21 protein-coding genes are annotated in these 21,326 nt (G+C 34.9%); 7 read left to right on the top strand and 14 right to left on the bottom strand.

Annotated elements, in window-relative coordinates; genetic code table 11:
- Positions 1-20: 20 nt before the first annotated feature.
- Entirely contained in the window at positions 21-1,424 is a 1,404-nt protein-coding gene (gene lpdA / locus C8C85_RS00820; protein ID WP_116795375.1) for a dihydrolipoyl dehydrogenase, read from the top strand.
- Between the two features lie 165 nt (positions 1,425-1,589).
- Here the strand turns inward: lpdA and C8C85_RS00815 are convergent, their stop codons facing one another.
- The 3 genes from C8C85_RS00815 to C8C85_RS00805 form a co-directional block, all read right to left on the bottom strand.
- Complete coding sequence (locus C8C85_RS00815; protein ID WP_243412023.1) at positions 1,590-1,874, bottom strand: DoxX family protein; 285 nt, start codon at positions 1,872-1,874, stop codon at positions 1,590-1,592.
- Between the two features lie 60 nt (positions 1,875-1,934).
- Positions 1,935-2,330 (bottom strand): DoxX family protein, encoded by a 396-nt coding sequence (locus tag C8C85_RS00810; protein WP_116795374.1) that lies wholly within the window; start codon positions 2,328-2,330, stop codon positions 1,935-1,937.
- A 337-nt stretch (positions 2,331-2,667) separates the two neighbouring features.
- Positions 2,668-3,558 carry a DUF4349 domain-containing protein gene (locus tag C8C85_RS00805; RefSeq protein ID WP_116795373.1) on the bottom strand — a complete coding sequence of 297 codons (891 nt, stop codon included), beginning with the start codon at positions 3,556-3,558 and terminating at the stop codon, positions 2,668-2,670.
- Positions 3,559-3,764: 206 nt separating this feature from the next.
- On the opposite strand from C8C85_RS00805, the gene C8C85_RS00800 reads away from it, so the two are divergent.
- The 3 genes from C8C85_RS00800 to C8C85_RS00790 all read left to right on the top strand — a co-directional run bounded on the left by C8C85_RS00800 (position 3,765) and on the right by C8C85_RS00790 (position 8,588).
- Positions 3,765-5,051 carry an anthranilate synthase component I family protein gene (locus tag C8C85_RS00800; protein WP_116795372.1) on the top strand — a complete coding sequence of 429 codons (1,287 nt, stop codon included), beginning with the start codon at positions 3,765-3,767 and terminating at the stop codon, positions 5,049-5,051.
- A gap of 155 nt (positions 5,052-5,206) precedes the next feature.
- Positions 5,207-6,520, top strand: a complete 1,314-nt coding sequence (gene tilS, locus C8C85_RS00795) for a tRNA lysidine(34) synthetase TilS (RefSeq protein ID WP_116795371.1) — start codon at positions 5,207-5,209, stop codon at positions 6,518-6,520.
- A 37-nt stretch (positions 6,521-6,557) separates the two neighbouring features.
- Positions 6,558-8,588, top strand: a complete 2,031-nt coding sequence (locus C8C85_RS00790; RefSeq protein ID WP_116795370.1) for a protein-disulfide reductase DsbD family protein — start codon at positions 6,558-6,560, stop codon at positions 8,586-8,588.
- A gap of 77 nt (positions 8,589-8,665) precedes the next feature.
- Here C8C85_RS00790 and C8C85_RS00785 read toward each other — a convergent pair whose 3' ends face one another.
- The 11 genes from C8C85_RS00785 to C8C85_RS00735 all read right to left on the bottom strand — a co-directional run bounded on the left by C8C85_RS00785 (position 8,666) and on the right by C8C85_RS00735 (position 19,135).
- Positions 8,666-9,433, bottom strand: a complete 768-nt coding sequence (locus tag C8C85_RS00785; RefSeq protein WP_116795369.1) for a slipin family protein — start codon at positions 9,431-9,433, stop codon at positions 8,666-8,668.
- 75 nt (positions 9,434-9,508) lie between these two features.
- Positions 9,509-10,354: a class I SAM-dependent methyltransferase gene (locus C8C85_RS00780; protein ID WP_116795368.1), complete on the bottom strand. Its 846-nt coding sequence runs from the start codon at positions 10,352-10,354 to the stop codon at positions 9,509-9,511.
- 238 nt (positions 10,355-10,592) lie between these two features.
- Positions 10,593-11,918, bottom strand: a complete 1,326-nt coding sequence (locus C8C85_RS00775; RefSeq protein WP_116795367.1) for an ammonium transporter — start codon at positions 11,916-11,918, stop codon at positions 10,593-10,595.
- Between the two features lie 614 nt (positions 11,919-12,532).
- The gene (locus C8C85_RS00770) at positions 12,533-13,849 is read right to left on the bottom strand and encodes an ammonium transporter (protein WP_116795366.1); all 1,317 of its coding nucleotides are present in this window, start codon (positions 13,847-13,849) and stop codon (positions 12,533-12,535) included.
- 343 nt (positions 13,850-14,192) lie between these two features.
- On the bottom strand, positions 14,193-15,263 hold the full coding sequence (locus C8C85_RS00765; protein WP_116795365.1) for an aminotransferase class I/II-fold pyridoxal phosphate-dependent enzyme: 1,071 nt from the start codon (positions 15,261-15,263) through the stop codon (positions 14,193-14,195).
- 4 nt (positions 15,264-15,267) lie between these two features.
- Positions 15,268-16,284 carry a dipeptide epimerase gene (locus C8C85_RS00760; RefSeq protein ID WP_116795364.1) on the bottom strand — a complete coding sequence of 339 codons (1,017 nt, stop codon included), beginning with the start codon at positions 16,282-16,284 and terminating at the stop codon, positions 15,268-15,270.
- A gap of 89 nt (positions 16,285-16,373) precedes the next feature.
- Positions 16,374-16,751: a PH domain-containing protein gene (locus C8C85_RS00755; RefSeq protein ID WP_116795363.1), complete on the bottom strand. Its 378-nt coding sequence runs from the start codon at positions 16,749-16,751 to the stop codon at positions 16,374-16,376.
- A 309-nt stretch (positions 16,752-17,060) separates the two neighbouring features.
- Positions 17,061-17,492: a hypothetical protein gene (locus C8C85_RS00750; protein WP_116795362.1), complete on the bottom strand. Its 432-nt coding sequence runs from the start codon at positions 17,490-17,492 to the stop codon at positions 17,061-17,063.
- Positions 17,489-17,989, bottom strand: coding sequence for a GNAT family N-acetyltransferase (locus C8C85_RS00745; protein ID WP_116795361.1), 501 nt, complete (start codon positions 17,987-17,989; stop codon positions 17,489-17,491). The genes C8C85_RS00750 and C8C85_RS00745 overlap by 4 nt, the downstream gene beginning before the upstream one ends.
- A gap of 74 nt (positions 17,990-18,063) precedes the next feature.
- Positions 18,064-18,501 (bottom strand): hypothetical protein, encoded by a 438-nt coding sequence (locus C8C85_RS00740; protein ID WP_133243368.1) that lies wholly within the window; start codon positions 18,499-18,501, stop codon positions 18,064-18,066.
- A gap of 175 nt (positions 18,502-18,676) precedes the next feature.
- A complete protein-coding gene (locus C8C85_RS00735) occupies positions 18,677-19,135 on the bottom strand; it encodes a hypothetical protein (RefSeq protein ID WP_133243367.1) in 459 nt (152 codons plus the stop codon).
- Between the two features lie 246 nt (positions 19,136-19,381).
- On the opposite strand from C8C85_RS00735, the gene C8C85_RS00730 reads away from it, so the two are divergent.
- The 3 genes from C8C85_RS00730 (at position 19,382) to C8C85_RS00725 (ending at position 21,243) form a co-directional block, all read left to right on the top strand.
- Positions 19,382-19,945, top strand: a complete 564-nt coding sequence (locus tag C8C85_RS00730; RefSeq protein ID WP_116795358.1) for a CPBP family intramembrane glutamic endopeptidase — start codon at positions 19,382-19,384, stop codon at positions 19,943-19,945.
- Between the two features lie 12 nt (positions 19,946-19,957).
- Positions 19,958-20,101 (top strand): hypothetical protein, encoded by a 144-nt coding sequence (locus C8C85_RS18385; RefSeq protein WP_165818071.1) that lies wholly within the window; start codon positions 19,958-19,960, stop codon positions 20,099-20,101.
- 164 nt (positions 20,102-20,265) lie between these two features.
- Positions 20,266-21,243: a Gfo/Idh/MocA family protein gene (locus C8C85_RS00725; protein ID WP_116798322.1), complete on the top strand. Its 978-nt coding sequence runs from the start codon at positions 20,266-20,268 to the stop codon at positions 21,241-21,243.
- The last annotated feature ends 83 nt before the right edge of the window (positions 21,244-21,326 follow it).

Genomic DNA, 21,326 nt, shown 5'->3' with positions numbered 1-21,326 from the left:
AAAAATAAAAATCACATACTATGAGTTCATTTGACGTAGTCATTATAGGTTCTGGTCCAGGCGGATATGTTTCGGCTATTCGTTGTGCACAATTGGGTTTCAAAACAGCAATTATAGAAAAATATTCCACTTTGGGTGGGACTTGCCTAAATGTAGGTTGTATTCCATCGAAAGCATTATTGTCTTCTTCACATCATTATGCAGAAATTAAACATTTTGCCGATCACGGAATTGAAGTTTCAGGTGATGTAAAAGTGAATTTGGAGAAAATGATTGCCCGTAAACAAGCAGTTGTTGATCAAACATCAGGAGGAGTAAATTTCTTGATGGAAAAAAATAAAATCACTGTTTTTAATGGTTTGGGTTCTTTTGTTGATGCGACTCACGTTGCAATTGCAAAAGCTGATGGAACTTCAGAAACGATTGAAGCCAAAAATATCATTATTGCCACGGGATCAAAACCGTCTTCATTACCTTTTATCAAAATCGACAAAGAAAGAATCATCACTTCGACTGAAGCTTTGGCTCTTAAGGAAGTGCCAAAACACCTTGTGATTATTGGTGGTGGTGTGATTGGTATCGAGTTAGGTCAAGTGTATTTACGATTGGGAGCGCAAGTTTCGGTTGTGGAATTCATGGACAGAATTATTCCAGGAATGGATGGCGCTTTGTCTAAAGAATTGACGAAAGTGTTGAAAAAACAAGGAATGAAATTCTACGTTTCGCATAAAGTGAAATCGGTAGAAAGAAATGGTGATGCCGTGATTGTTCAAGCTGAAAATGCAAAAGGTGAGACGATTACTTTAGAGGGTGATTATTCTCTTGTATCTGTTGGTCGTCGTCCGTATACAGATGGATTGAATGCCGATAAAGCTGGAGTGAAAATTTCTGATAGAGGAATGGTAGAAGTAAATGACCATTTACAAACTAACATTTCTAATATTTATGCAATTGGTGATGTGGTTCGTGGCGCTATGTTGGCTCACAAAGCGGAAGAGGAAGGAACAATGGTTGCCGAAATTTTGGCGGGTCAAAAACCGCATATTGATTATAACCTGATTCCAGGAGTGGTTTATACTTGGCCTGAGGTTGCTGCTGTTGGGCAAACAGAGGAGCAATTGAAAGCGTCTGGTGCTGAATATAAAGTGGGAAGTTTTCCTTTCAAAGCTTTAGGGCGTGCTCGTGCGAGTGGAGATTTGGATGGATTTGTAAAAATTCTTGCTGACGCAAAAACAGATGAAGTCCTAGGTGTTCATATGATTGGCGCCAGAACAGCTGATTTGATTGCTGAGGCAGTTACAGCAATGGAATTCAAGGCTTCTGCCGAAGATATTTCCAGAATGTCACATGCGCATCCAACATTTGCGGAAGCGATAAAAGAAGCGGCATTGGCAGCAACAGATAACAGAGCTTTGCACGTATAGTTTAAAAGCTTGTAGAAATAGAAAACCCCGTCTCGTTATATAAATGAGACGGGGTTTTGGTTTATAAAGGTTTTAGCTTATGCGGTAAATAAGCCTTTGTAACTGTCCCATTTGGTATAAAGAAAATAGGTTTCCTAGCAATAAAAAGCTAGCCACAGGAATGCCTTATGGAGCAAGGAATAGATGTGTGCAAAGGATATTCACGGAAATAGGTATTAATAGAATGAAAGTTATTTTGTTGAATTTCCCAGTTATAAAAGATAATCCGCAAAGCAGTTCTACTGTTTTTACCAATGGCATTAAATATCCTGAAGCTTTGATTCCATCATTGAAGAGTTTCATGTTTCCAGTCAAAGGGGGATCGGGAAATAAATGTAAAAAATAGCTGACAGAAGCGAATAATAGTAATAATCCAATTAGTGAACGAATGATGATTGTTGCAATTTTCATGTTTTTGTAGGTTGTGATTTGCTGACGTTTATGTCTTTTTTCTTTTCAAATATATTTTTTTTAATCAAAATGCATAACTGATTTTCTGTGAAACAGGTTTTTATAACTTTTTCGATGGACGTAGATTAAAAATAAATTTCCTAAAAAAATAAATAAAGCGAGAGGTAGTCCATTTGGATTTAAAAAGAAATCGATGAATAATATATTTGTGCTTACCGGTAAAATAATGATATTGGATAACACTACGTATTGACCAGTGAGGTATGAAATTCCACACAATAAAACGATTGTCTTAATTAATGGCATTAGATAAACGGAAGAAATCAATCCTACATTGAAAGCTTTGAAATTTTCTGTGCTTTCTAGTTCAGGCATTAAGTTAAAAAAATAGGCTATTGCTATACAAATTAATAATAAGCCAATTATTGTGCGAATAAAGAAAGTTGCAGTTTTCATATTTCGAGTATTTAAGAAGTTGAATGTTTAAGCAATACTATGTGATCACAGATATGATCACCTTTCATTCATTTACTTACATTGATAGCTTTCGGAGGCTGAAAACTAAGTCCATTTCACTAACAAATTTAGTTAAATTTTTTCTTATTTATTGTGTTTTTAATTATTTTATTAGTGATATTTTCCTAGTATTGAGTTGTTTGTGAATTTTTATTGTCTAATGATGGTACTTTAAGTAATTCGAGCGAAACCCTAAACTTTTTAGTTTTGGCTTCGCTCGATATGAGGATGGACGATTAGAATTGGATTTTGTCTTATTTAGGACAGTTTGTGTTCTCTATTGCTTTTTGAGATATTTTTTGTAAATAAAGAATCCACCAATGACGATAAATAACAACCACCAAATTTCTATAATAAAAACGATAACGTCTTGTAGTACGTACCAACCCGTTTTTAAAGAATCGATGATGCGGATTCCAATATTGGGTTTGTAGTAGTTGTAATCCTTAGTATTTGCAATCATTTCTTGTTTCACTGATTCATGTTGGTATATTTGAATGGTCAGTGTACTAAAGTCTATTTGGTCTTGGATGGATAAATTTTCAAGTTTGGAATTATCGTTTTGTTCTTTTTGGGCAGCCAAATTATTTTCGGCCTCCATAATATCGTTGATTTTTTTTCCTCTATTGTCAATGGCTTTTTCCACTCTTTTTTCAGTAATGCTGCTTCTTTTTTGAGAAAGTTGGTTTGAAAGCATTTTTAAGGAAACATCATCCGCTTTTATAATTCGGTAATCGAGAAAATCAATTTGTTTGGCAATGGATTTTATAACTGTGTCAAGACGTTTGTTGGGAACTCTTATAGTGATATTGTTCTCTACAGTGTAGCGGGTCGTTTCGAGCGTGCTGTCCTGACTTATTTTGGTTTCAAACTTATCGATAATACTGCTTTGTAAATTGGTGTAGGTAACAAAACCATCAAATTTATTGGTGATGTTTTCAATTGTATAAGTAGATTGGGTAACATTTTTAACTTTGAATTTCAGGTCGGCAGTACGAATGAATTTTCGAGTGCTTCCTTCTTTTTCAACAGCTGCGGAGGAGGAAATGCTGTCAGCAGATATTGCGATGTCTGGAGATGATTCTTCGCTGGCATCACTCTTTTTGCAGCTGATAATTAGAGTAATAATGGCTAAAGAAATTAGGCCTTGCTTCACAATTTTGTTCATAGATTTGGTTTTTAAGGATTGATGATTGTTTTCTAATGTTCGATTGTTTTTAAATTTTTAAGCTTGAATTTTGTATCAAATATATAATGTTTTAACAAGTAAAAACTTTTTTAATATTTATTTAACTACGGTTTAGTTTTATGATATTTCTACTTGAGAAGCGATTTTTTTTGTTGTAATTTTGAGGTCCATAAACAGATTAATTTTTGAGAACTTCCATTTATAAATTTATTGAAGAACCATTGCAGTTCAAGCAGCAGCTTGTTGCTTGGGGACAACAATTTCGAGAAATAACTTTTCTAGACAGTAATTCTTTTTCAGACGAATATTCCAGCTTCGATTGCGTATTGGCTGTTGATGCTTTTACGTCCATGAAAACGGATTACCACAATGCTTTTGAGGATTTAAAACAATACCAGCAAACCACTAAAGATTGGCTGTTTGGTTATTTGTCCTATGATTTGAAAAATGATGTGGAGCATTTACAGTCCAATAATTTTGATGGACTTGACTTTCCTGATTTGTTCTTTTTTCAGCCTAAAAAGTTGTTTTTGCTAAAAGGAAATCAGCTTGAGATTAAATATCTTAATATGTGTGATGATGAAGTTGAAGATGATTTTACTGAGATAGCCAAAAGTCAAAAGTTAAAAGTTGTAAGTAAGGATAAAATAATAATTAATCAACGGATCTCAAAAGACAGCTATATTCATAAAGTTTCGGAATTATTGAAACATATTCATCACGGGGATTTGTATGAGGCTAATTTTTGCATGGAGTTTTTTGCTCAGAATGCCATTATCAATCCTCTGGAAAAATTCCTTAGGCTTAATGAAATTTCTCAGGCTCCATTAACTGTTTTTTTTAAGAACAACAAGAATTTTTTGCTTTCGGCATCACCAGAGCGTTATTTGAAAAAAGAAGGAGTAAATCTAATTTCGCAACCCATAAAAGGAACTTCCAAACGATTTGCAGATCCATTGGAGGATGAAAAATCTAAAAATACTTTGGCTGAAGATCCTAAAGAAAGAGCCGAAAATATTATGATAACCGATTTGGTTCGCAATGATTTGTCTCGAACCGCCCAAAAAGCATCAGTAGAAGTTAAAGAACTATGTGGGATTTATTCTTTCCTGCAGGTACACCAAATGATTTCGACCATAACATCCAAAATCGATCCCCAATATACAGCAGTAGATGCAATTAGAACCACATTTCCTATGGGAAGTATGACGGGAGCTCCTAAGTATGCCGCCATGAAAATTATTGAGGAATTGGAGGAAACCAAACGAGGATTGTACAGTGGGGCAGTGGGCTATTTTTTGCCCAATGGTGACTTCGATTTAAATGTTGTTATTCGAAGTATATTGTATAATCAAGAAAATGAGTATGTATCGTTCTCCGTTGGAAGTGCCATAACTTCTTTGTCAATTCCCGAAAAGGAATATGAGGAATGTTTGCTTAAAGCAAAAGCAATGCATGAAGTTTTGCTGTAATTGAATTCATTTTGGATTAAATAATAATCAGTATTTTTGATAAATGAAATCGCAATGATTCAAAAATGATGATTGGAATGAAGAATGGCGACCCGAGCGATAGCGAACAGGCAAAGCATACCATGTTCCTAAAAAAAAAACAATATTAACTTCGCATGAAAAATATACTTCAAAATCATATCGATAAAAAAATCCCATATTTGAAGCAAAAAAAACTGCTTCTTGCCGTAAGTGGTGGTTTGGACAGTATGGTTTTATTGCATTTATTTCAGGAATTAAACTGTGATATTGCCATTGCCCATTGCAATTTTCAGCTTCGGGGAGTAGAGAGTTTTGGAGATCAAAAATTTGTACAAGACTATGCAGAGGCTAATGAGATTCCAATTTTTGTGACTCAGTTTGATACTGAGGCATTCGCCAAAGATTATAAATTATCAACTCAGGTTGCTGCCAGAGAACTACGATACAATTGGTTTTATGAGTTATTGGAAACCGAAAAATTTGATTATATACTGACAGCTCATCATGCCGATGACAATCTGGAAACCTTTTTAATCAATCTCACACGAGGAACAGGATTAGAAGGATTGACAGGGATTCCGGTGCAAAATGACAGAGTAATTCGACCTTTACTCTTTTTATCCCGTCAAGAAATTGAAAATTATGCCAAGGTAAATAATATTCAATGGAGAGAAGACAGCAGTAATTCATCTGATAAATATGTGCGGAACAAAATACGGCATCATTTGATTCCTGTTTTGAAGGAATTGAATCCGCATTTTATGACCTCATTTTTGAAGACCGAAGGTTATTTACAGGAATCCTTGGCGATGGTTGAAGATGCTGCAATTATGATTTATCAGCAAGTAGCCAGTGAAGTGGAAAATCAAATTCATTTTGATTTGAATAAATTACTGCAATTACCCAATTATCAATCCTATTTGTACCAATGGCTAAAAGAATATGGTTTTACCGCTTGGGAAGATATTTACGATTTGGTTGACAGCCAATCCGGAAAACAGGTTTTTGCTGTTGATTTTCGTTTATTAAAAGACAGGGATTCCCTGATTTTATCTCCTATTGAGGATGTAGCGGATGAGATAGAATTTTTAGTTAATGAAAATGAAACAGAAGTTAAGATTCCCTTAAATATGACATTTTGTAAAGTAGCCGACATATCTGTTGCCTCAAATAAAACTATATTTGTCGATGCTGATCAATTGGTTTTTCCATTGGTGATACGCAAGTGGAAAACGGGAGATGTTTTTCTGCCTTTTGGTATGGATGGAAAGTCAAAAAAGGTGAGTAAACTTTTTAAGGATGAAAAATTATCATTGATAGAAAAAGAAAACACTTGGCTTTTATGTTCCGAAAATCGAGTAGTTTGGGTCATTGGAATAAGAGCTGATCATCGATTTAGAACCTCAAATGCGACCAAAAATATACTTAAAATAGAATTTGAGAATTAGAAAATAGAATAAAGAGTTAGAAAATAGAAAATAAAAAATGAAAAAAATAATAGTTATACTTCTTGTTTTTTTGGCTTTCGCCAAAGGGAATGCTCAAGTTTTAGATCCTGTAAAATGGACTACTAAAATCGAAAAAAAATCGGAGACCAAATATATTTTGACTTTTAGTGGTGTGATCGAAAAAGATTGGCATCTGTATTCACAATTCACCCCAGATGGTGGTCCACTGCCTTTGGAAGTTGTTTTTAAAGATCAAAATGGGAATTTTGATTTAGTAGGCAAAGCTAAAGAAAGTAAAACGACTACTGCTTTTAATGACGTTTTTGGAGTGAACGAAACTTTTTTTCATGATAAAGCTCAAATTCAGCAGGAAATAACTTTAATAAATCCAAAGATTACTTCAATTAAAGCGGAATTGAATTATCAAGTGTGCAAAGAGGTTTGTATTAATCTAGAAAAGAAATTCACTTTCAAAATTCCAATGGTTGAATCAGCGGCTGCTGTGGCAACTACTCCAGTTGCTACCGTAAAAATGGATACAGTCAAAGTTGATACGGCAAATACATTTACTGTGGTGACTAAAGAAACTGCGGTTGCAGCAGTTGAAAAGAAAATTATTGAACAACCGAAGCCGACTTCGGAAAGAGGATTGTGGTCAATTTTCTTTATCGCATTTTTCTCCGGTTTTGCTGCTTTGCTGACCCCTTGCGTGTTCCCAATGATTCCGATGACGGTTAGTTTTTTTACCAAACAGAGTAAAAATAAAGCGGCTGGAATCAGAAATGCCATTATTTATGGGATTTCGATTATTCTGATTTATGTATTATTAGGATTTTTGGTAACCTGGATTTTTGGTGCCGATGCGCTGAATGCTTTGTCAACCAATGTTTGGTTTAACATCTTATTCTTTATTTTATTAGTGGTGTTTGCTACTTCATTTCTTGGAGCTTTTGAAATCATGTTGCCTAATTCATGGGCAAATAAAGTAGACAATCAGGCCGATAGAGGTGGAATTGTAGGGATATTGTTCATGGCTTTGGCCTTGGCTATTGTTTCGTTCTCTTGTACTGGACCTATTGTGGGAACACTTTTGGTGGATGCAGCTTCCAAAGGGGGAATCGCCCCTATAATTGGAATGTTTGGGTTTTCATTGGCTTTGGCTTTGCCATTTATGCTTTTTGCAATGTTTCCGGGATGGTTGCAATCTCTACCAAAATCGGGTGGATGGTTGAATACCGTTAAAGTTGTTTTAGGATTTTTGGAATTGGCTTTGGCTTTCAAATTTTTATCAAATGCCGATTTGGTTTTACAATTGCATTTGTTGGAAAGAGAAGTGTTCTTGGTGATTTGGATTGCAATTTTTGGAACCTTGGCTTTTTATTTGTTTGGAAAAATCACGTTGCCACATGACAGCCCAATATCACATATTTCAGTGGGAAGACTGTCTTTAGGTTTGTTGGTTTTGTCTTTTACAATTTATTTAATACCAGGGCTTTGGGGTGCTCCACTTAAATTGATAAGTGCATTTCCTCCTCCAATGGAATATAGTGAAAGTCCTTTGGGTGTAGGCGGTTCCAATGTTGGAAATGCTTCGTCGGTTGTTTTGCCAGAAGGAGCAAAATTAGGTCCAAACCAAATTGTTGTTTTTGATGATTATGATAAAGGACTGGCTTATGCCAAAGCAGTGAACAAACCTATAATGCTTGATTTCACAGGTCATGCTTGTGTGAATTGCCGAAAAATGGAAAACAATGTCTGGTCGGATGAAAATGTGCTTCCAATTCTTAAAAATGAAGTTGTAGTAATTTCATTGTATGTGGATGACAAAAGACCATTACCAGAAGGCGAACAGTTTATTTCCAAATCAACTGGATCTGAAATTGAAACGATAGGCGATAAATGGACAGATTTTATGATTTCCAAATACAACACCAATACACAGCCTTTGTATGTTTTAACCGATTTGCAAGGGAATAATCTGAATGAAAAGCAACCTACTATAAGCTATGTAACTGTTGAAGAATATTTGCCTTGGTTGAAATTAGGTATTTCAAAATTTAAAAAATAGTGATTTTTAATAGCTATTGCTATTTTTTAAAAGGAAATCCCAATCGTAACAGATTGGGATTTCTTTTGTCTTATAATTTACGAATCCGATTTGTCATTGACCAGTTTTGTTAAACTTTTTGCAGCATTTGTAAAGTCTGATGGTATAAGGATTACGGTTGTGGTATTATTGTCGATACCTATTTCAGCTAGCATTTGCATACGTCTTAATTCTAATGCAATTGGGCTTTCTTCCATTTTTTTTGCTCCTTGGGTTAGTTTTATGGATGCTTCCAGTTCGGCTTCCGCTTTTACAATTCTCGCTCTTTTTTCTCTTATAGCTTCTGCTTCGCGTGCCATGGCTCTTTGCATTGCTTCTGGAATTTCGACATCTTTCATTTCGACCATTTCAATTTTTATTCCCCATGGTTCAGTTGCCGAGTCTACAATTTTTTGAAGAGTTCCGTTGATCTGTTCTCTTTCTCTTAATACTTCGTCAAGGGAATGTTGTCCGATAATATTTCGTAATGCAGTAACAGAAAACTGATAAACTGCCTTATTGTAGTCTGCCACTTTGATAATTGCATTTTCGGGGCTCGTTATTTTGAACCACAGTACGGCATTTACCTTAATCGTTACACTGTCTTTCGTAATGGTTTCCTGTTGTTCCAAATCGACGGTTTTTGTCCGAATGTCCACGCGTTGTTGTCTTTCAATGAAAGGGATAATCCAATAAATCCCAGGACCTTTTATGTTTTTGAAACGACCAAGTCTAAATACTACTGCTCGTTGATATTCTTGTGCGATACGAATACCTGCTATAAGGAAAATAACGAGTATGGTTACGATAATTTGTAATGGTGTCATGTTTGCTTTTTTAAGCGTTGTTTTTGTTTGTGATTTGTTGTTTTAAGAGTTGTAGATTTAATTTAGAATTTGTTATTATTTCTCACCATAAATTACAAGGGCGCTGGAGTCAATAATGACGTTGTTGTCAGGGTATTTTTGATTTATTATGGAATAAACTTCTTCTTTTATTTTTTGTCTCATAGAGTTGTCCGCTTTGCTGAGGGCGGCTACAACGGGGGCGGCAACATCATTCATCATGCTCCAGTATATGTCTGTTGTTTTGCTGTTTAATTTCCCTGTGACTTCATTTTCTGAAATGTTTTTGAGACCCGCTTGTGAAAATAAATCGGTCATGAGCCCGCTTTTTGAACAGCGAAACATTCCTGGTGCTCCGGGTGGAGGGGGAGGTATCTCTATATTTTTGCTGATAGTTCCCATGGTAGCGGTTATCCAGAAATTTTTTTCGGGAATGTTCCAAACGGCGGTTGCGATTTTGCCTCCGGGTTTGAGGACTCGTGTCATTTCTTTTATGGCCAATAGCATGTCAGGGAAAAACATAAATCCAAAGCGACAACTAATGGCATCGAATGTGTTATCTGCAAAGGGGAGTTCGCTAACGTCACACACTATGGTTTCAAAATTTTTGATTCCTCTGTTTTTTGCATTTTCTTGGGCTACTTCGAGCATTCCCTCGGCTAAGTCTGTAGAGATTACTTTTCCTCCATTTAAATGAGATGCAATAGTTAGGCCTGGTTCTCCAGTACCTGCGGCGACATCCAGAACGATAGCGTCGTTTTTTAAATTGAGAAGTTTGATGATTTCATCTCCCATGGGTTTTAGGAAATCCATTGTGAGTTCATCCCATTTTTTCCAACCGGAAGAAAACTTGTTCCAGGTTTCTTTCTGTTGGTCCCTGATTTGTTCGATTTCTAGTTCCATAATAGTATAATTTATTGTTGTTAATTATATTGTGGATGCACGACTTTGTAGGGAAAGAAAAGCTGGAGATTTAAGGGGGATGTTTTTGTGAAATGGAGTATAAATTTAAGAATATAATATGTCTGCTTGTGTTAAAGGCGTCATATATTTTTGTAGTAAATAGGAGGGTAATTAATATAAAAAAAAACACTCTAAAATGAATTCTAGAGTGTTTTTTGAGGTGTTAGAAAATTGAGTCTTATAAGAATTCTCCGTGTTGAGAAATGTCTAATCCCAGTTCTTCTTTTTCTTCAGTAACTCTTAAAGGAGTAATTTTATTTACAATGAAGAACAAGAAATAAGAAACACTGAAAGCAAAGATAGAAACAAGAACCAAGGCTTTCAATTGAATTAAAAATAAAGTTGGATCTCCAAAAATTAAACCTTGGTTATCACCAACAATTGGGTTTATGGCTTTTGATGCAAAGACACCTGTTAAAAGCATACCTACCATACCACCAACACCGTGACAGGCGAATACATCCAAGGCATCGTCGATTTTTCCTTTAGGAAATTTGCTCACAACAAGGTTACTAACAATACTAGCAATAATACCAATAGCCATAGCGTGAGGAATGCTTACGAATCCTGCAGCAGGAGTAATGGCAACCAACCCAACTACAGCACCGATTGAAGCTCCCATTGCTGAAAGTTTGTGTCCCATAATTTTATCAAGGAATACCCATCCCATTGCAGCAGCAGCAGCAGCTACTGTTGTAGTTCCTAGTGCTTGAGCTGCAAGACTACCAGCCCCAGCAGCAGATCCAGCGTTGAAACCGAACCAGCCGAACCATAATAAACCAGTTCCTAATAATACATAAGTAATACGAGCAGGGTTAGCTTTTTGTACTTTTCTTTTTCCTAAGAACATTGCACCTGCAAGAGCTGCCCAACCAGCACTCATGTGCACTACGGTTCCTCCAGCAAAATCCAATACTCCCCATCCGAAGAATAATCCATCAGGATGCCAAGTCATATGACATAATGGTGCATATACAAATAATATGAACAATACCATAAATAATAAGTAAGCCCAAAAACGTACTCTCTCAGCAAAAGCTCCAGTGATTAATGCAGGAGTAATGATTGCGAATTTTGCTTGAAATAAGGCAAACAGAATAAAAGGAATTGTTGGGGCTAATTCCCAGGCAGTATTAGCACTTACTCCGCTAAAAAACAGATTTGAGGTTGGATCTCCAATAAAACCTCCAATTGAAGGACCAAAACAAAGACCAAAACCAACTACAACCCATAATATGGTTACTATAACCATAGCCATGTAGCTTTGTAACATGGTGCTTATAACATTCTTTTTACCTACCATTCCACCATAAAAGAATCCAAGTCCTGGTGTCATTAATAATACAAGGGCTGTGGCTACAATCATCCAAGCCGTGTCTCCAGTGTCTAATTTTAGTTCAACAACGTGTGCCCCTAGTTTTGATGATTCATTCAGTAAATGAATTGAAAAAATGGATAATACCAGAATGGTGATTAGTATCACACTTAAAATAATTTTTCGCATAGTTTTTCGGTTTTTAATTTTTTATAAATGTATCAAATGATTTTATACCCTCCAAAAAATATGGGTCAACACGAGTATTTTTACGGATATTATATTTCATACCCCTATATTTTGACGGGTATTTAATTTTTGAAGTAAAAAAATAGAATGTGTTAATGGAATTTTAAGTTTTTTTTAAGGTTTGGTCTTGTATTAACTGATTATTCGTGAAATTATCGCTGATTTTGGTAATTAAGCGAACTTTTTGTTAATGATAACTTAAAATTGTTTTCTCTGCGATGAGTTTTAGCAGGGATTTATTTTTAATTATTTACGTCGGTTTGGGTGGCAGTAAATGGTGTTTTGAATACTTTTTTGTTTTTATCATTGTAGTCAAATTTGTTAAATTTATTAAAAATATGTTTACTATTTATAAATAATATGATGATTTATTTGTTTTGAGTGAATTTACTGAGTTGTTTGTTAAGGCTTTAGTCTCGAAAAAAGTATGGTCATTGTTTGGGAGTGATTTGCTTTATGCAATGAATAGGGTGAATTTGTTGGTGACTGAAATTGAGTAAAAAAAAACACCCTAATTTCTTAGAGTGTTTTGGTTTTGTGATTGAAAATAGAAATTATAAATATTCTCCGTGTTGTGAAATATCCAATCCTAATTGTTCTTTTTCTTCGGAAACTCTTAGAGGAGTTATTTTGTTGACTATATAGAAAAGGAAGTAGGACATTGTGAAAGCAAATATGGAAACGCCTACTAAAGCAATCATTTGATGATTGAATAATTTGGTTTCACCAAAAGCAAGTCCTTGGTTAATAACGGCAGGGTTGATGTCTTTGGAAGCAAAAACTCCCGTTAGTACCATTCCGACCATTCCGCCAACACCGTGACAGGCAAATACGTCCAAAGCATCATCGATTTTTCCTTTTGGAAATTTACTGACCATAATATTACTTACAAGACTTCCTAGAATTCCGATGGTGATAGCGTGTGGCATACTAACATATCCAGCGGCGGGAGTGATAGTTACCAGTCCTACTACAGCACCAATACAAGCGCCCATAGCTGAAAGTTTATGTCCCATAATTTTATCAAGGAATACCCAAGCCATTGAGGCTGATGCGGCAGCTACAGTTGTTGTTCCCAGTGCTTGTGCGGCAAGACCATTTGCACCCATGGCGGATCCTGCATTGAATCCAAACCAGCCAAACCATAATAAGCCAGTTCCTAGTAATACATAGGTGATACGGGCTGGATTTGCTTTTGGTACTTTGCGTTTTCCAAGAAACATAGCGCCGGCAAGAGCTGCCCATCCTGCACTCATGTGTACAACTGTTCCTCCTGCAAAATCGAGTACTCCTAAGTTGTATAGTAATCCGTCAGGATGCCAAGTCATGTGAGCCAATGGTGTATAAACGAATAAAATGAATAAGACCATGAATAAAAGGTATGCCCAAAAACGAATGCGTTCGGCAAAAGCTCCTGTTACAATGGCGGGAGTTATAATGGCAAATTTAGCCTGAAATAATGCGAATAATAAAAAAGGTATTGTTGGTGCCAATTTCCATGAGGTACCGATACCTACGCCTTGAAAAAAGAGATTAGGTAGAGGATTTCCAATTATGCCTCCTATAGATGGACCAAATGATAGGCCAAAAGCAATCAGTACCCATAAAACAGTCACTATAATCATTGCCATAAAACTTTGAAGCATAGTGCTGATGACATTTTTTTTACCGACCATACCACCATAAAAGAAGCCTAATCCGGGAGTCATTAATAATACCAATGCCGAAGCTACCAGCATCCATGCAGTATCTCCAGTATCGAATTTTGAAATTTCAGAAAGGTTGGTTGGGTTTTTTGTTAAAAAGTAATTAGAGCAATAGGATAGTACCAAAATCGTGATGAGAATCACACTTAAAACTATTTTTCGCATTTTGAATTATTTTATTATTTTTTTTGATGCAAAAATAAAAAATCATTTCAATCACCCTCTTAAAATAGATGTGTGTTTGTTATTTTTATCATTTTTGTATTTTGAACCCCCTATATTTTTAGTGGGTGATGTAAAAATCATTAAAAAATAACAATAATTTAATTTTGAAGGTCTTTTTACCCTCTATGTAAAAGCTGACTTATATAAATTGTAGCTGTTTCTTTCAATTTATTGTGGGATTATCAGTTTGAAGTTATAGATCTAATAATTGTGTTGTACATTGTTATAAAAAATTACGATGCTTGCAATTAATTCCAATCTATCGGATCAGAATTATATAAAACTACAGCACAAATCTGATGTCTCCTTCAAAGCCTGAATTCATTTGCGTAAAAGTATTTAGTTGTTGCACCATTTTATCCAAGTCGGCTTTGGTATGATGGGCACTAATTACAATCCGACTCAGTTTTCCAGAAGCCGTTGGATACGGAAAGGATGTTGGAATAATATTATTGTCCAAGAGCAATTGCAGTAGTTCCTCATGGTCAAAATAAATTGCGGGGTAATTTTGGGTAAACGTAAAAGCAGCGTTGTGAATTAAATGCTTGGCAACATAATTTAAATTGTCTTTTAGTTGCTGTCTTTGCAAATGATAAAGTGTCTGTGCATTTACAAAGGTTTCCAAAAAAGCAGGATTCATTCCGGAGGCTCCCACAAAATTTTGCTGTTTTTTTATTGCGTCTATAAATTGAGAATCCCCAGCAATAATACCTCCGGAAAGCCCCATGGCTTTTCCCAAGGATGCAATAATTATTTTGTGGCGAACATTTGGAAGTTCATACTGATTTAAAACACCCTGTCCTTGGTCGCCTAAAATTCCGATGCTATGAGATTCATCAAGCAGTAAAGTAATTTCTTTATCGCTAGGAATATTTTGCAGAATACTCAAATCAATGGGAGTAACTTCCAGAGACGGAATAGCATCGGCAACAATTCCTATTCTTGAAACCGTTGGATCTAAAAGAAACGGATTCAGTTTCCCGTTTTGAATTAACGGCAGTGAAAAAGGATGTAACAATGCGGGGTGTGTATTAGGGAAATGAAAGACCAAATCGGTGGTATGCTGTAGTTGTTCCAAAGCCAGTTTTCCTGCCAACATCCCTGAGGAAATCGTAACAGCTGCTTCAGTACCAATTTGTTTAGCAATTAAATCTTCTGCTGTTTTGTAAATCTCCAACTGGATGTTTGCCGAACGGGAACTTCCATAGCTCGTTCCCCATTTTTGGAGGCTAGCCAGCAGAATATTTTGAAACTCGGGTAGGGTAGTGACACCCAAATAATTGGTGCCACCAAAGTACAGAAACTCTTCTCCGTCCTTATAAAATACTCTATTCGGGATCTCTTTTACCTCCATTAAGTTATCTGTTTATTAAAGAAGCACCTATTCCATTCGAATCGGCATAATGAATAATTCCGTCTGTAATCGTAACGCCGGTGGCAATATCTTCAGATAATAACAAAGCGCCATCCATATCCACATAATCCAACTCGGGTAATAAATGAGCAATAGCCGAAATACCGACCGTGGATTCCGTCATACAACCCACCATTGTTTTCATGCCATAGTGTTTGGCTTCAGCAATCATTCTTCGGGCGGGTGTGAGACCACCACATTTTACTAGCTTTATGTTCACCCCGTGAAAATGGTTGTGACATTTGGCAACATCTTCCTCTGCAATACAACTTTCATCGGCAATAATTGGCAAGACAGAGTGCTTGAAAACCTCTTTATGCGCCGCCCATTGGTCAGCTTTCATAGGTTGTTCCAAGAATTCTACTCCCAGTTTTTTCAGGGCAATTGCATTATTAATGGTTTCAGTAACCGTCCAACCACAATTGGCATCGATCCGGAAACGCGCATCGGTATGTCTGCGCAATTCGGTAACAATGGCAATGTCATCTTTGGTTCCTAGTTTGATTTTGTAGATTGGCCATGGCATTTCTTTCAGCTTCATCACCATTTTATCCAATTTGTCAATCCCAATCGTATAATCGGTTTTAGGATTGTGCAAAGGAGAATTCCCCCAAAGTTCATATAGTTTTTTGCCTTTTTTCTTGGCATACAAATCATTGTAAGCCATATCCAAAGCACATAATGCAAACATATCATTCTTCAATAAAGCCGAAGCACTATCCCAAAATTCCTCTGGAGTTTCGTCATTGTGTGATTCTATGAACGGAATAATAGCTTCCAGATGAGCCCTCATACTATCCACCGTAATATTATAATATGGATTCGAAGTCGCCTCACCAAAACCCGAAAACCCCTCACTTTGCAATTCCACAATCAATGTAGGTTGAATATCGTGCGACTCTCTCGAAATCGTAAAAGTGTGCTTTAGCTTGAGCTTAAAAGTGCGTATGATTATTTTCATAGGAGGTAGGTTTTAAGGAGTATCAAGAAGTGAGTATTAAGTATTAAGAAATCAACAAGTCTTAATACTTAATTCTGCATACTTAATACTTATTTCAAAATATGTTGGCTCAGGATTTGATACACTTCATTGATATTATTTCCGCCCTTGCCAAATTGTTTAGAGATAGGAGCATCTTCTCCAGTCAGCCAAATCTTCAATTCTGCATCCATGTCTAGGATACCGGCGCTTTCTTTAGAGAACTTTTTAATGGACGAATACGGAATCGAAAGATAATCGACCTTACTGCCTACCAATTGTTTTTCGACCAAAATCAGTCTTTTATTCGTGAAAACAAACATATCCTTAATCACTTTATATCCTTTTTCGATTCTTTCGCCCTCTATCAATAAAGGTTCAAATTCCTTCGAAAGATTTTCAAGATTTACTTCCGATGCATTGCCCAGAATGGCATTAAATAGTCCCATGGTATTTTCTTTAAGTTATTTGACTCAAATTTAAAGAATTTACTTGTTTTAGCCTTGCAATTTGCCATAAAATCATAAATGGGTTTTAAGGCGTCCGTTCGTAAAAACTCGTTTGGGCGTAACCCCGTGACACAAAGGGACTTATTTATAGTGCCGCTTATACAGCCCCTTTGTGTCACGGGGTCGGGCTATACATGCTACTTTGGTAGCTTATTTCTATCCCTTACGCGAGCACACAAGATCTTAGTATTGAAGAGAAAAGTGAGATATTATTAAAGATAATCTTTGAGGCATCATCAAAGAGACAACCTAATTTTTAATGAATTTCACTACTGAATATATCGAATTAAAAATTAATAGAAGAATACTAACTAGAAAAATGACAAGAAATCCTATTGGTAAATAAACGGTCTGTAATTCGAAAAGAAAAGGATGTGCAAAATAATATCCTGGAGAATAGTGCTGGGTAACGATATCATATATCATAAAGTAAATTATGGGTAATGCAAAAAACAGTAGTTGAATCCAAAGTAATTTTTTCGAAACGAATTTTTGGAAAGTAAATGATAAAATGGCAGGAATTAAAAACAGTAACAATAAAACAATTCCAAAGTCAGAAGAACTTATTATATAATAAGTGTCATAAATATTAATTACTTGGTTTTTATGATTGATAAATGATATCGAAGCTAAAATCACTCCTAGAAAAATAAAAATTGCGATAGGGAATTGTTTTTTCATATGTTTTGTCTTAATTCGTATTCAATTTCGCTATCGTCCAAATCTGCAATTTTTCTAAAGTTAAGGTTCTCTAGAAGTTTTATTGCTTTCTCGTTTTGTTTAGTTGTTATGGCATAAATTCGTTTCAACCCGATAGTATTTATTCCAAAGTCTATGGCTAATAACATAGCCGAAGTCATAAAACCTTGCCCACGGTATTGCGGTAATAAAACGCAACCAAGTTCCCCCGTTTCTTGGTCAAGTCCACGATAGTAACCACAAGTCCCGATAATTTTATTTGTTGAATTGTCTGCAATACCCCAATGAATAGAATTCCCTTCAAGATAGTCTTTGTTTATTTTATCTTGCATCTCATTCGCTTCTTGAAAGGTTGTTGCCTGAAAAGCATCATAAAACGAAATTTCAATAAGGTCTTCAATATCTGTAGTTGTAATTTCTCTCAGCGAAATTTTGTCGCCAGAGATAATTGGGAAAATGGCGTATGGAGGTAGACTCATTTTGTATGTAATTCGTCTTTGTATTTTTACTTCTAATGCTCTGGTTTGGGTACTAAGTTAAAATTTGTTTGTTCTTATTTTGTTTCATTTAAAGTATATTTTTTAACCGACCAATTCACTACTACAATACCTGGGAAAACGGTTAAACCAAATATTTGTCCCAGAAGAATCATTTTTAATCCGTTTTCAAAATAATCAAGAAAATTAACTTTATGTTCTTCAAATATTGATTGTATTGTTCCATAAGAAAATAGAAAAATAATCATGCTTAAGTAAAATATAATTGTCTTATAAAACCAATTTTGTTTAAGATTTAATAGAGGATATTGAAGAAGTATTATTGGAGTAGAAACCATTATCATTATTATAAACATATTCCATGGAAATTTGTTTTCTGAATTTCCATTACTCATTGATAGTATAAATAAATCTGAAAATGCAATTAAACTAAAATTCAGAATAAAAAATATTAGGAACATTTTACTGTTGAATCTTTTTTCAATTTCTAACATAATTTTCTGATCTTTAGTTTTTTTATTCTTTGCTGTGTCTCGATACTACAGCAGGGTTTGTTATTAAATTATGTCCATTATTCGGATTTCCCAAATCATCCCAAATACAAATTTAACTTTCCATTAAGTCTATTACTCAAATCCGTTGTAGCTGTTGGCAGATAGCCGTATTTGTTTAATTATATTCGTCATTTCGATTGAGTTTAATTGTTTTCATAATCTCTTTATAATTTTCAAAAGTGTCAGGACTGATTAATATTTTTTCATTTGTTTTTAGAATTAATATACTTTCGTAATATCCTAAAGTTATTTCACCAGCATCACTACTCATTCCTTCAACTTTTTCTAAACGAACTTCTTTAATGTCGCTAAATAATATTAATTCCTCTTTGTTGTTAAAAATGGGAATTTTTAATATTCCATTTTTAACAACTTTAATTTTATAGATTTTCCTAATATCGTTTTTCAGTATTATATAAGATATAGCTAATATTATCAATGAAATTACTATTATTACCCATTCATTTCTTACAAATCCAATATTCATTAGTAAACAACAAATAACTAATAAAAATATAAATCCTGAGATTTTCCTTAAAATAAATAATGTTCTAAATTCAGAGGTTAATTCCATTTTATGCTTCTTTTGTTTTCCTATTCTAAACGATTTCTGCCAACTCGTTTATAGGTCTGATAAAATCATTCCAATCTACCTTCATTTGAGCTAGCTTGATCTGATTTGTCCTTATTTTTCAAATTTAAGAAATTATAATAACAAACTTACAAAGTGTAATTTTTCGTTTGTTTTATGTTTGAATGATTTCTGTTTTTAATTCGTATTTTCGTTTACCATAAAATTCGCTAACAGAATACTAACAAGATGAATGAAGAAATAAAATTAGCGCTAATTAGAGTGTTTCCTTTTGTGATGATTTTGGTCGGTTTGTTTGTTGCCACCAAAAGAGGAAAAATTGACCGAGCAGCAGATTTAGGTTTACAAAAACCAAGTTCAATGACTCATTTTTTCTTTTGGACTTTTGGATTTCTGAGCTTTATTCTACTGATAGAATTTTTTCTTAATAAATCGGGAATTTTAGAAATAGATAAATGGAATCATCCATTCTTTTCTTCCATAATAAGAATTGTTGGTGCTGTAATTCTGGCGCCAATATCAGAGGAACTTATTTTCAGAGGTTTGCTTTTGAGTAAACTTTCCAAAAAAGTTAATATGCATCTTGCTATTTTAATACAGGCCTGTTTCTTTGTTTTACTTCATAATTTCGCCTATCAAAATACATTGACATCCAACATTGTCATTGTTCAGGCTCTAATTGACGCCACATTATTTGGCTATGGCAGACATTATACAAAATCAATTTATACTCCAATTACTATGCACGTTACAGGAAACATAATTGCGACATTGGAACGGTTTATTTTTTAAATGATGGATTGTATGTTAGTAAATAAATTTTCAGCAGCGATTAAAATAATCAGCCAAAATTCAAATAATAGGAATGAATCCATTGATAAGAATGTTTTGAGAGCCGTAAACTTTTTACTCGGAAAAGAAAGATTCATCGGTAGAGACAAACCTTAAGTTTAACCACAAAGTCCACAAATGAATCTGTAGGAACACTAAGCTTTGTGAACTTTGAGTAATTCTTTGTGAACTTTGTGGTTAATTTTTATGGTAACCATATCAAATGCAGTTTATTTTTTCTTCAAAACAATTATATTTACTGTGTTCAAAAAAAAGTTTCAATGGGAAATAATATAAAAATAAAATGGGGAATCGTAGGTTTGGGAAAGATTGCCAATCAATTTGCCAAGGAATTACAATTGGTTGAATCGGCTGAACTTTGTGGAGTAGCTTCTAGGAATCTTGACAAAGCCCAAGAATTTGCCAATAATTTCCAATGTTCAAAAGCTTACGGTTCGTATGATGAACTTTTTAAAGACGAAAATGTCGCTATTCTTTATATTGCCACACCACACGATTCCCACGCTGAGCTAACCATCAAGGCGTTGCAAAACAACAAGCATGTGCTGTGCGAAAAGCCAATAGCTTTGCATTATCAAGATGCTTTGCAAATGATAACAACGGCCAAAAAGCATAACAAATTTTTCATGGAGGCGTTCTGGACTCGTTTCAATCCTTCGGTTCGGGAAGCGCTGCATCACGTTCAAAACGGAGTAATTGGTGATGTGAAATACCTTAATGCTGATTTTGCCTTTGCTGCCGAAAATCTGGAAGGCAACCGAATGACCGATATAAAACTCGGAGGTGGTTCTTTGATGGATGTTGGTGTTTATCCATTGTTTTTGGCTTATTTGATGTTGGGAATTCCTAAGGAGATTGTAGCTAAATCCAATTTTCATTCCACTGGTGCCGACTTGCAAACGTCCATCATTTTGCAATATGAAACAGCGCAAGCAATATTACATTCCAGTTTTTTATCAACTTCTAATTTAAAAGCTTCGATAAGTGGTACACATGGCCGAATTAATCTTAACTCACCTTGGTATATGACGGAATCCTATACTTTGATTCAAGACGGACATAAAGAAAAATTCAAAAGACCAACACTTGGCAAAGGCTATACCTACGAAATAGAGGAATGTCATTTCTGCATTAGGGCAAATAAAATAGAAAGTGAACTTTGGTCACATCAAAATAGTTTAGAACTCATTACAATTGTAGATGAAGTGAGGAAACAAATAGGGTTGATGTATTCTTGATTTAAGTGTTACGAAGCATAAAAATGTGTATAAGTAAGAATTTGATTAAATATTTTTGGTTTGAAGTAAAATAGTATTTACAT

The organism is Flavobacterium sp. 103 (assembly GCF_003096795.1).
In the GTDB taxonomy this organism is placed as follows: domain Bacteria; phylum Bacteroidota; class Bacteroidia; order Flavobacteriales; family Flavobacteriaceae; genus Flavobacterium.
Note: the sequence above shows the minus strand (reverse complement) of the source record. Positions and strands in the feature narration are given on the sequence as shown.